Source organism: Pseudoalteromonas sp. 10-33 (assembly GCF_001469195.1).
Lineage (GTDB): Bacteria > Pseudomonadota > Gammaproteobacteria > Enterobacterales > Alteromonadaceae > Pseudoalteromonas.
In genome coordinates this window covers 66,314-78,492 of record NZ_LOFI01000027.1, presented here as the reverse complement: position 1 = coordinate 78,492, position 12,179 = coordinate 66,314, and the positions used below count along the sequence as shown (strand labels likewise).

The 12,179-nt window shown below is 39.9% G+C and carries 10 protein-coding genes; 6 read left to right on the top strand and 4 right to left on the bottom strand.

The genetic code is table 11. The annotated features are described in order from the left end of the window. Positions 1-84: 84 nt before the first annotated feature. The 3 genes from ATS76_RS16850 to ATS76_RS16840 are packed head-to-tail and all read right to left on the bottom strand — an operon-like array spanning position 85 to position 1,826. The gene (locus ATS76_RS16850) at positions 85-693 is read right to left on the bottom strand and encodes a flavin reductase family protein (protein WP_058553001.1); all 609 of its coding nucleotides are present in this window, start codon (positions 691-693) and stop codon (positions 85-87) included. A gap of 9 nt (positions 694-702) precedes the next feature. After that, entirely contained in the window at positions 703-1,431 is a 729-nt protein-coding gene (locus ATS76_RS16845; protein WP_058553000.1) for an SDR family NAD(P)-dependent oxidoreductase, read from the bottom strand. Continuing rightward, complete coding sequence (locus tag ATS76_RS16840) at positions 1,428-1,826, bottom strand: thiol-disulfide oxidoreductase DCC family protein (protein ID WP_058552999.1); 399 nt, start codon at positions 1,824-1,826, stop codon at positions 1,428-1,430. Before ATS76_RS16840 ends, ATS76_RS16845 begins: the two co-directional genes overlap by 4 nt. Positions 1,827-1,946: 120 nt before the next feature. Here ATS76_RS16840 and ppc point away from each other — a divergent pair, with 120 nt between their 5' ends. Continuing rightward, entirely contained in the window at positions 1,947-4,592 is a 2,646-nt protein-coding gene (ppc, locus tag ATS76_RS16835; RefSeq protein WP_058552998.1) for a phosphoenolpyruvate carboxylase, read from the top strand. 433 nt (positions 4,593-5,025) lie between these two features. Further along, positions 5,026-5,952, top strand: coding sequence for a cytidine deaminase (gene cdd, locus ATS76_RS16830; protein ID WP_058552997.1), 927 nt, complete (start codon positions 5,026-5,028; stop codon positions 5,950-5,952). Positions 5,953-6,013: 61 nt separating this feature from the next. Here the strand turns inward: cdd and udp are convergent, their stop codons facing one another. Beyond that, a complete protein-coding gene (udp, locus tag ATS76_RS16825; protein ID WP_058404050.1) occupies positions 6,014-6,769 on the bottom strand; it encodes a uridine phosphorylase in 756 nt (251 codons plus the stop codon). 444 nt (positions 6,770-7,213) lie between these two features. Here udp and ATS76_RS16820 point away from each other — a divergent pair, with 444 nt between their 5' ends. The 4 genes from ATS76_RS16820 (at position 7,214) to ATS76_RS16805 (ending at position 12,178) form a co-directional block, all read left to right on the top strand. Next, positions 7,214-8,323, top strand: a complete 1,110-nt coding sequence (locus tag ATS76_RS16820) for an arginase family protein (protein WP_058552996.1) — start codon at positions 7,214-7,216, stop codon at positions 8,321-8,323. 112 nt (positions 8,324-8,435) lie between these two features. Continuing rightward, positions 8,436-9,137 carry a transporter substrate-binding domain-containing protein gene (locus ATS76_RS16815; RefSeq protein WP_058552995.1) on the top strand — a complete coding sequence of 234 codons (702 nt, stop codon included), beginning with the start codon at positions 8,436-8,438 and terminating at the stop codon, positions 9,135-9,137. Between the two features lie 133 nt (positions 9,138-9,270). Further along, complete coding sequence (locus ATS76_RS16810) at positions 9,271-10,563, top strand: hemolysin family protein (protein WP_058552994.1); 1,293 nt, start codon at positions 9,271-9,273, stop codon at positions 10,561-10,563. A 457-nt stretch (positions 10,564-11,020) separates the two neighbouring features. Continuing rightward, entirely contained in the window at positions 11,021-12,178 is a 1,158-nt protein-coding gene (locus tag ATS76_RS16805) for an efflux RND transporter periplasmic adaptor subunit (RefSeq protein WP_058552993.1), read from the top strand. Position 12,179 lies beyond the last annotated feature (1 nt).

Sequence of the window (12,179 nt, the reverse complement as noted above, 5' to 3'; positions counted from 1 at the left end):
ATGGTTAAGTATTTAAAGATTGCTTGGAATGAGTTAGGTTGGGTGGTTGTTAAAATAAAAAGGGGTGAAATACACCCCTTGATGTTATTTTTTTGCGTAGGGAAGGCGCGTTAATTTATTGGCTGTGTGGTAGCTGTCAAGGCCCGTCACAGCTACAGTATCAATGGCTTGTAAATCAAGAAAGCCATCGCTTTGCAAAGCGGTTTCATCTAAATACACGTCTACAATTTCACCGATCACCAGTTCAGTACCATTTATTTCAAGATGTTTGCTTTCAACAAATTTAACAGAGTATTTTAATCGGCTTTCTTCAACAAAAGGGGCTAAAAACTCATTTAAATACTCAGGAGTAAGCCCCGTTGCGTCAAATTCAGATTCGTCTTTATCGTAGCGTGCTGAGGTTTGATGAGCTTGTTTATAAATGGCTTTATTAACCTGATTAATAGTGTAAACACCTGTTTGTAATATATTTTCAAACGTGTGGCGCGGTACACTGTGTGGTCGCATTATCATGCCAACCAGAGGAGGATGAGCCCCTAAATGAATAACCGAACTGACAATCGATAAATTAGTGTTGCCTAGTAGGTCTTGTGTGCCTATTAAGTTTGCACTTTTAAACCCAGATAACGAGTTTATTAAATGTGTACGAGTACGTTTTTCAAGTGCGTCGATGCGCGCTTTAGTAAAATGCATTTTAAATCCTTACCACGGTATAGTTGAGCCTTGCCAATCTAAGTAGGCCGGCTCGCCATTTAATTCTAAATGAGGGTTGTTATTTGTTAAGTCAAAAAGTTGGTGTGCTACAAATTCGGGTGTAAACAACTTGCCTTCGGGTACATTTTTTTGAAATGGCTTAGACAGCTCGGTATCGGTTGTACCGGGATGGAACAGCACAAGTTTGGTGTTCTTTGCACGACGAGCGAGCTCTACTGCGGCAGTTTTAAATAGCATATTTAGGGCTGATTTAGATGCACGGTAAGTGTACCAGCCCCCCATTTTGTTATCGTTGATACTTCCCACACGTGCACTGAGGGCTGTTATTGTACAATGCGTTTTATGATTAATTAAAGGTAAAACGCTTTGCAAACAAAGCAATGGGGTGAGGGTATTAGCGTTTAGCAACAAGTTAAAATAATCAGCGTTGATGTCCTCAAGCTTTTTTTCTGGCATGTGTTCGGTGTTATGTAACTTACCGTTAAACATAATTACTTGGTGTATGTCTGCTTGTTCATCTTTTAAATGCTGAGTCAATCCAGATAAGCTATCCGCAGAGTAGTCAGTATTATAATAACTAATGTTGTCACTATTTTGTGAAACTGTGTTGCTTGAGCTTACACATACAATGTTAAATTTAGTTGCTTGGTTTTGAAGGTGCTTTACGTAGGCTTTAGCTATCGCGCTACTAGCACCAAAAAGGATGATAGTTTTCATTTTTTACCTTTTGACTTTATGGCGCACTGGCCGTTATTGCATTGGGTGTTAGGCATTAAAAACTGGCTAATAGAGTGCCTATGCTTTGCAAAAAAAACATACCCCCAATCTGCAAAAATTCGAATAACGGGTAGGCGAAGTAGTTTCAGCCACCTGTGTTTACCAACTGTTTTCCAAGACTGGTACGTTACATCTAGCCCATAAATCATCTCACCAGTGTCTAATTGCGCTTGCAAGTAAGTAAGTGCTTGAGTTTTATTCACATGAGCATAACGATGGTTAAAGTCGTTTGCATTTAAGTCTTCAAGCGTGATGAGATTGTGCTTGTCGGCTTGCTTTAGCTGCTGCATTTCGGTGCTACAAAGGGGGCAGTTGCCGTCGTAGAAAATGATCATATCGATGCTTTGTGATTATTTTATCTATACTTTTTTACGACATGACATTGCAAATGGATCTATTAAATATGTGCTCTTAATGATATTAATAGTCTTCCATGAAACAAAGGAGACTGAGAAATGAGTGAACAATATGCCGCCCTGCGAGGTAATGTAGGCCTACTTGGACAATTATTAGGTCAAACTATAAAAGATGCCCAAGGCCAAGCAATTTTAGATAAAGTAGAAGAAATTCGCGCTTTATCAAAATCCTCTCGCAGTGGTAATGAAGACGATCGCAAGGCGTTAATTGAAGTATTACATTCGCTAAGTGATGAAGAGCTTTTACCGGTTGCCCGTTCATTTAATCATTTTTTAAATTTAGCCAATGTGGCAGAGCAGTTTCATACTGTATCGCGTTTTAATGACGCTGGTCTTGGCCAGCAAAACCCTCTCACTCAAACATTAAAAACGTTAGCCGCTAAAGCACAAGAAGGTCAGCTAGATTCGAACCACCTTGCTGACACACTCTCAAAACTCCACATTAATTTAGTATTAACTGCTCACCCCACTGAGGTTACTCGTCGTACAATCATCAATAAGCACGTAGAGTTGAGCGACTGTTTAGCATCGCTGGAACGAAAAGATAACTTGGAACATGAGCGCGAAGCTATTTTAAATAGAATTGCCCAGCTAATAAGCCAAGCGTGGCATACCGACGATATTCGCCGCTCGCGCCCAACGCCTGTAGATGAAGCTAAATGGGGCTATGCAGTTATAGAAAATAGCCTGTGGCATGCAGTACCTCGGTTTTTACGTGAGTTTTCGGAACACGCAAAAGAGCAGCTTAGTTTAGAGCTGCCCATTGATTACAGCCCTATTGAATTCACATCTTGGATGGGGGGAGATCGCGACGGTAATCCATTTGTTACTGCGCAGGTTACTTCACAAGTACTTGACCATGGTCGTTGGATGGCGCTCGATTTATATGGCCGAGATATTGATACGTTATGCGCTGAGTTATCTATGTCTGATGCTAGCGAAGAGCTTATTGAGTTAGCTGGCCAAGACTTTGAACCCTACCGCACAGTGCTCAAAAAGCTTAAAGGCGAAGTGTCTGAAACAGTGGCACATTTAGGTGCAAAAATTAAACACAAACGCACTGATGCACAAGACCTTGTGACTGATATTAACCAACTCAAACACCCAATTGAGGTGTGTTATCGTTCTTTATTAAAATGTAACATGAAAGTCGTTGCTGACGGGTTACTGCTTGATTTAATGCATCGTTTAAACAGCTTTGGCCTGCGTTTGGCAAAATTAGATGTGCGCCAAGACTCATCGCGCCACAGCGACGTTTTTTCTGAACTTACGCGTTATTTAGGGCTAGGGGATTACAACCAGTGGCAAGAGCAAGATAAGCAAGCCTTTTTATTAGCAGAGCTTAATTCGCGTCGTCCGCTTATTCCCAAGCATTGGCAACCAAGCCCTGATGTACAAGAAGTGCTCGACACCTTCGATGTAATCGCACAGCAAGATGAAAAAACATTTGGTTTGTATATTATTTCAATGGCACGCACTGCATCCGATATTTTAGCTGTTCAGCTTCTTCTTAAAGAAAGTGGCTGTAGTTTTGAGTTGCCGGTTGCCCCATTATTTGAAACATTAGACGATTTAAATAACGGTAGCGACGTGATCACCACATTACTCGATAATGTGTGGTACCGCGGCCATATTCAAAATACGCAAAATGTAATGATCGGTTATTCCGATTCGGCAAAAGATGCCGGTATGATGGCTGCCGGATGGGCTCAATACGAAGCCATGGACAAACTAGTGCAACTTGCCGATGAGCGTGGCATTGAGCTTGTGTTGTTTCACGGCCGAGGAGGAACCGTTGGTCGCGGTGGTGCACCGGCTGCGCAAGCATTGCATTCGCAACCGCCAGGCTCACTTAAAGGTGGCTTACGGGTAACAGAGCAAGGCGAAATGATACGCTTTAAATTTGGTTTGCCAGATGTTGCACTACAAAGCTTAAATATATATGCAGGCGCTGTACTGCAAAGTAACTTATTACCACCGCCAGAGCCTAAGCCACAATGGCGCGAAGTCATGAAGCTTATTAGTGAGCAGTCGTGTGAGCATTATCGCAATGTTGTTCGCCATGATGAGAATTTTGTTCCTTACTTTAGAATGGCAACGCCAGAGTTGGAGCTCTCTAAACTTCCTCTTGGTTCTCGCCCTGCAAAACGCAACCCCAACGGGGGCGTTGAAAGTTTACGTGCTATTCCGTGGATTTTTGCATGGAGTCAAAACCGGTTAATGTTGCCTGCTTGGTTAGGTGCGTTAACAGGCTTAAAAAAGGCACTAGATCAATATGGCTTAGAAACACTAAACGAAATGAGCCTCAATTGGCCATTTTTTAGAGCCCGTTTAGAAATGCTCGAAATGGTATTCAGTAAAGCCGATAGCTGGTTGAGTGAGCATTATGATAATGCGCTGGTGGAAGACATGTACAAGCCATTGGGTGTAACTTTGCGAAAAGAGCTTGAAGAAGCCATTGAGCTTGTGCAGTCATTAAGTCCACAAAAAAGCTTACTTGCCGGTCAGCCTTGGATCAAAGAGTCGATTAGTTTACGAAATCCGTACACCGATCCGCTCAATGTATTGCAGGTTGAGTTGCTTCGCCGTGCTCGTTCTAACGAGGAGCATAACGAAGGTGACATCGATAATGCATTAATGATCACTATGACAGGTATTGCTGCAGGTATGCGTAATACTGGTTAATCATTAACGTTTATTATTTAGCAAGGGAACACGCTGTGTTCCCTTTTTTTGTGTTTAATAACCGAGGGCCTGTTTATCTTTCGAGGTTAAATTTGCAGCAGTGTGTTTGGTACTTAGGCAAGGCAGAGCCTATGTAGTGTGGTTATTCCCCATAAATAGGCGATAACGCAGCATGAATACCAAACACGCGCTGCCAGAAGGTTCGTCCTAGGGACGATTAACTCTTTGTTGCCTACATGGATGTAGGTAAGGGGCGTGAGCAGGACGCGGAAGCTTTGCTCGGTCTTTACTTAGCCCACTAGGTTACAAACCTCGCGCCACGATCAAATCGTCCCTAGTTAGAACAAATTTTAATCCTGAAAGGTCAACAGGCCCTAGCAATTTGGGTCTTAACCTTTTAAACTACTTAGCCATTGAATAATTAAAAAACCTTATGGCTTCATCAACTTTTACTGTGCAACAAGACACAGCACTTATTAATACACACATTTCTTTAAACGTAGCGCAAACAGCGTCTTTACGTAGCCAATTAAAGTCGCAACGCGGCATATTAAACGCAAACAACATTGAACAGCTTTGCAAAGAGTTTAATGTTTCAGTCGATTCATTGTTACAAGGTTTAGTACCTTTAGCGTCTGAGTTTTCGGTGGCTCCAGTATCACATTTTCATGTGGGTGCAATTGTCAAAGCCATGGATGAGCAGCAACAAATCAGTTTTTATTTTGGCGCTAATGTAGAGTTTGCTCACCAAGCGTTGAGTTTAGTTGTTCATGCAGAACAGTCTGCCATTAATAACGCTTGGTTAAATGGCGCTAAAAAAATCCTTAAAATTGCTATAAGCGATGCTCCGTGTGGTTACTGTCGCCAATTTATGAACGAATTAGCCGACGCGAAAGAATTTGATATTTTACTTCCAAGTCAACATTTTAAATTAGCAGAGCTATTACCTCATTCGTTTGGACCAACCGATTTAGGTAACGAATTTAGCTTGTTTAATCCAAAACCTCAGTGTGCGGTTTTTGATGATGAACAGATTGAAGAGACTTTTGCTGGCTTTGCGTTAAATGCGTATGTACCGTACAGCCAAAATTTTAGTGCGGTAAAAGTAAGTACATTTAATAATGGAGATTTTTACGGCAGTTATGCAGAAAACGCAGCCTATAGTCCAAGCTTATCGCCTCTACAAAGCGCGTTGAGTCAGTTCTTTTTAGCTGGCCTTAGTTTTGATAAGGAGACAGTGAAAGGCATCACACTGTTAGAAACGAAAGGGCACGAAAATCAAGCGGGCGTATCGAAAGCGGTATTATCGGGATTTACTGATTTGCCAGAGCTACAAGTAATTAGCGCTGCGCTTAAATAGAGTCAAAAAAGCACAGTTAATAAGCTGTGCTTTTACATATCAATTTACTTATAAATAAATACTAACCAAGTAACACTTTAGCGGCTTCTAACACAACAGCCACTGATTTCCTTTCTATTTCACCGTGGTCAACGTTAGGGATTTCTTGACGAGTACGGTTAACTAATACACCGGCAACACAGGCAGCTTGCAAGCCAAGAGCTGCACACATAGTGAATAATGTGGCCGACTCCATTTCGTAGTTCATTACCCCTAGTTTTTGCCATTCTTCACAGCTACCTTGAAATGCTTTTGGCACATAACCAGAATGTGTATCGTAGCGTTCTTGGCCTGGGTAAAAAGTGTCGCTAGATGCAGTAATACCAATGTGAAAATCAATGTTTAAATTTTTACATGCTTCAACCATGGCCTGTGTTGCATAAAAGTCAGACACAGCCGGGTAGCTAAGCGGTGCAAAATGTTGGCTTGCACCGTCCAAGCGCACAGACGCTTGGCTAATTAATATTTCACCTTCATTAATGTGAGGCTGAATAGCACCCGTAGTACCAATACGTAAAAATTGACGCACGCCTAGTTGAGCAAGTTCCTCTACTGCAATCGATGTAGATGGGCCGCCAATACCTGTAGAGCATATAACAACTGAATGGCCATTTAATTGACCAAGATAAACATGAAACTCACGTGTTTGAGCAAGACAGGTTGGGTTGTCTAGGAATTTTGAAATGCGTGCAGCGCGATCTGGGTCACCGGGTACTATTGCAAGTTTTGCACCTTGTAGATCGTCAATACATAGTCCTAAGTGAAATACCTTTTCCATATCTAAGCCTTTTTAAAATAATTTTTTTCAATCTAGCATCTTTGCTAGAAACCTACCTTAAGTACAGGACGTATGTCCGTATTTATAAAATTGAGCGCGTGTCTAGGCCAGTAAAACAGGGCTGTAGCGTATTTTATGCACCAACTATGAATATTCAAGCACACTCTTAAATTAATGGTTTACTTGTGCAGTTGACTTGTGTGCGTAGACATTATAAGTATCACTCAATCAAGTGGTTAACCATGAATTATAATTGCCTGTACTAATTAAAACCAATTAACTATCAACTACTTATATTTTTATTTTAAGTTTTTTTTAGAAATAATTTTAATGATACATACGTTAAAAAATTCCAATTTTTAATTTTTTAAAGTTTAGGTCTGTTTAATCATTTTGCATAAATAATCACTAAAATACGCACAGAACAATTCATAAGGATTTATTATGAGTCAAGAAATTCAAGCATTTAATAGTAAAGTAGAGCACTGCTTATGTGCTCCTGGCGATGGTGTTTTTACTGTTAATACTGCAAAAGAGCGAAAAGCGGCACTTCGAAATAAACTGTACGGTCAAACCGAAAATGTAGAGATGTTATGGCGTGAATCGTTAAATGAGTTGCCACACTCTCCTCATAAAGCGGTAATGCTTGGAATTAGTTCTGATTGTGGTGGTGGTATCCTACGTGGTGCTAATTGGGGTCCTTTATTTGTTCGTTCAGCATTAATTGATCAGCATCCCGAATGTCATTCGTTTGACTTAGGCGATGTACGTGTTATTCCTCATTTATTGCACGACAAGTATCTAAACGACGCAACTATCTCTAATTGCCAAAAAGCGCTATACGGAAACGAAAATAACGATTACTACGTCAGTCCGCTATCAATCACCGAAGATGTGTGCGACAGCTTTTACGCGACGTTTAAAGATAAAGGTATTTTTGGTATTGGTGGCGATCACTCTATTAGTTACCCATTAACCAAAGCCTATTTAAAAGCTAAGCGCGAGCAAGGGAAGCGCACGGCTATTATCCACTTTGATGCGCACACCGATTTACTTGTGGAGCGCCTAGGCATAGATTTATGTTTTGGGTCTTGGTGTACACATATTTTAGAGTTTTTACCTGCACCACATCACTTAATTCAATTTGGCATACGCTCAAGTGGAAAACCAAAATCACATTGGGAAAACACATTTGGGGTTAAACAACATTGGGCGCATGAAATTATTGAACGCGGTGCAGCCGCTATTGCCGCAGATACTATCGCACAATTAAAAGCTGATAATGTTGACGAAGTGTATGTTAGTTTTGATATAGATGCCCTCGATGCTGAATTTGCTTCTGCAACCGGTACTCCTGAGGATAACGGGTTAACACCTCAACATGCATTAGATATTTTATCGGCCATTGCAGGTGAGTTTCCTATTACAGGCGCTGACATGATGGAAATAGCACCATTTACCGACAGTTCTTTAGTTGGGCAAGCGAGTTCTGAAACAACGTTAAAAGAAGGCGCAAAAATTTCAGCCTTTTTGATTAATGCGATGAACAAATAAAAATTAATACTATAGGCTTAATTGTATCTAATTGACTACTCAAAACTAGCAGTCTACTCAGCCTCAACTATATTTATTGAATAATTACACTAATTTAGTTGAGGTTTATTGAATGAAGGGATTCGTTTTTTTACTTTGTTTTTTATACCCTGTTGCTCATGCTAACGAAATTAATATAGTGACGGAAGTTTTCCCTGACTTTCAATATCTCGATACAAACAACCAGTTGGCAGGGCGCTCTGTAGAAAAGGTAAAAAACGCCCTTAATGCTGCTGGCATTAATTACACTATGTCGGCTAACAATTGGAGTGTGTCTTATAATGCAGCCCTTAGAGATAAAAACACCTGCATTTTTTCAATTGTTCGTTTGCCACCAAGAGAAAATAAATTTGTGTGGATAGCTGAACTTGAAGAGTTTGAGTCAGCGATTTTTGGACTAAAATCTCGTGGTATAAAATTAAAGACCTTACATGATGCCAAACGTTATAAAATAGCAGTATTAAGAGATAACTTTAGCCATCATTATTTACTTGAGCGCGGTTTTAACGAAAGCCGACACCTGTTACTAATTGATAACCTAGATAAAATAGATAAGTTAATTAGTGCACGCCGTGACATTCTTGATTTTGTTGTCCTAAGTAAAAAACAATTTAATTACCGTCTCAAAACATCACCAAAATTAAATTTACTCGAGCCAGTGCTTGATTTAAATACGGCTCAATCTCCGTTATATTTTGCGTGTAACATAAATATGGATGAGTCGTTAGTTGCACAGTTACAGCTTGCATTTAGACAAACCTCCTCCCTTAATTAGTGCCTAAATTTTATTTAACTAACTGAATAATAAAAACTTAAACATAAAGTAAAAATATCAATTGCTGCGATTAAAAAAGCGACTATAATCAGCTGCTTTTTATATAAAAAGCGCTAACTTTTTGGAGCGTTAAATGGGTGATTTAATCGGGATTAGTCTATTGATCTTGATCAGTGCGTTGTTTGCTATGTCGGAAATAGCAATTGCAGCGTCACGAAAAATAAAACTTCGCGTAATGGCAGACGAAGGCAGTTTAAATGCGGCCGCAGTATTAAAACTGCAAGAAAACCCGGGCGCGTTCTTCGCCATGATACAAATAGCACTTAATGCTATCGCTATATTAGGCGGCATTGTAGGTGAACAAGCGTTATCGCCATACGTTGAAAAAGTATTGGTTTTATTTTACCAGGGTGCGTATGTAGAGAAAATTAGCTTTTTATTCTCATTTTTTACTATTACCTCGTTATTTATTTTATTCGCCGATTTAATGCCAAAGCGATTAGCGATGATCATGCCTGAAGCTGTTGCTGTTAAGGTCGTTAATATAATGCGTTGGGTTACATTTGCCTTGACGCCTTTGGTGATGTTTTTTAATGGGGTGACTAACTTTGTGCTGCGGCTATTTAAAGTTCCCGCAGAGCGTGAAGATAACGTAACCACAGAAGACATTGTTGCCATGATGGAAGCTGGCGCTGAGTATGGCAGTTTGCAAAAACAAGAGTATGATTTAATAGGTAATGTGTTTGATTTAGAAGCACGCTTTTTATCAAGCGTAATGACACCGCGCGACCAAATTGTGTACTTTGATTTAAACGAAAGTAGCCATGACATTGCGACCAAGATTATTGATCATCCGCACAATCATTTTTTAGTTGTGTCGGGTAACTTAGATAAATTACATGGCTCTGTTGAATCAAAAGATATTTTACGTCAAGTACTCAAAGGTGAAGCTGCTAATATTAATGACGAATTAGTTGATACCGATGTATTTTACTTGCCAGAAACCTTAAGTTTATCAGAGGCGTTAAATGCATTTAAAAGTGCCGCTAAACCATTTGCTATTGTGGTAAACGAATATGCGCTACTTGTTGGTATTGTTACTGTAAAAGATTTGATGAAAGGCTTTATGGGAGATTTAATAACTCACCAAGGGGATGAGTTAATAATCGAGCGAGATAAAAGCTCGTGGTTAGTTGACGGACTGACGCCAATTAGCGATTTAGCTAAAGTACTCGATATAGAGGAGTTCCCAGAGCAGATGCATTTTGAGACGGTGGCAGGCTTTTTAATTTATACAATGAAGCGTATACCAAAACGCGCTGAACACATAAGTTATGCGGGCTTTAAATTTGAAGTGGTTGATGTTGAAGGTATACGTGTTGAGCAGTTGCTTGTATCTAGGTTAGCCTCAAATTTGTCATCCTAATCACTTTATAAGCCGTTTTAATAAGCGCTTAACTTCATCATTTTAAACAAAGCCAAGCTTGCCTTGGCTTTTTTGTTAATAAAAGTTTATTAGTTTGTTCATTACATAAACTATGTATGGCTATACTCAGACTGTTACGTAGCAGAATGGCTTTTATTTTTAATTATCTGAAATATAAAATTTAAACCTCTTCACTATCTACTTTTAGGCTTTGCTATGAACAAGCAGGTTTTTGCGTAAGTCATCTTCGATTTTAAGATAACTCTTTGCAGTGAAGGCGATAGCTAGCTTGTAGGTGTAAATATATTTTACAAAGAACGTTATTAACATTACTTAGTGTTTAAGTATGAGACTGAATGGTTGAGTGTAATTTTGTGTAAAGATCTGCTTATTAAGATGTATTCTCACTAATATTTAATTTAGAATGATCGTTCACTCTAAATTAAAGGTATTTAACATGCAGCGTTCTAGCACCGCTTTATTTGTATTTTCAGTTCTCCTAGGCTCAGTTGCGTTGACTGGTTGCGACCAAGTGGCAGAGCAGTCGAAGGCATCAGCTCCTAAAGCTGTGCCAGTCGGGGTTATTACGCTAAAAAAACAAACGCTAACTTTAAGGCAAGAGCTGCCTGGACGTATTAGTGCATTTCAAATTGCAGAAATCCGCCCGCAGGTAAGTGGTATTGTGCAATCGCGCTTATTTACCGAAGGGTCTCAAGTAGAAAAAAATCAAGCGCTATATCAAATTAATCCTGCTACTTTTGAAGCCAACTTAGCGGCAAGTGAAGCTGCTGTTGCCCGCGCTCAAGCAAGCATTGCAAGTAGTAAAGCTAAAGCGTCTCGTTATAGTGAATTATTAAAAATCAAAGCGGTAAGCCAGCAAGATTACGACGAAGCTGATGCAGCGTATAAACAAGCAAAAGCAGAACTTCTTACTGCCCAAGCGCAGCTGCAAACCTCAAAAATTAATTTAGAATACAGCCATGTATCTTCGCCTATTAGTGGGCAAATTAGTAAATCGAATGTCACCGTAGGTGCATTAGTGAGTGCTAACCAGGCTACTTCTTTGGCAACAGTAACACAACTTGATCCTATCTATATTGATTTAACGCAGTCGAGTAACGAATTAACTAAGCTTAAAAAAGCGATTGTTTCGGGCGATTTAAGTGTAGATTCAAGCAGTCAAACCGATGTTGAACTCACTATGGAAGATGGCTCTTTGTATTCTCATAAAGGCACTTTACAGTTTTCTGAAGTGACAGTTGACCCAAGTACAGGGTCGGTTACATTACGCGCTAAATTTCCTAACCCTGAAAAGTTACTACTTCCGGGGATGTATGCTCGCGCCTCAATTGTTGAAGGCGTTAAAAACGACGCTATTTTAGTTCCACAGCGTGGTGTTAGTCGAAATTCAAAAGGTGAACCGACAGCAATGGTTGTTAGCAAAAGTAACACAGTAGAGAGCCGTGTTTTGAAAACAGACCGCACCATTGGATCTAATTGGCTTGTCACCGATGGTGTAATGGAAGGCGATAAACTGATTGTAGAGGGGTTACAAAAAATTCGCCCTGGCGCACTGGTTAGTCCATCTGAAGTTCAAACCGCTAAAGCGCAATAAC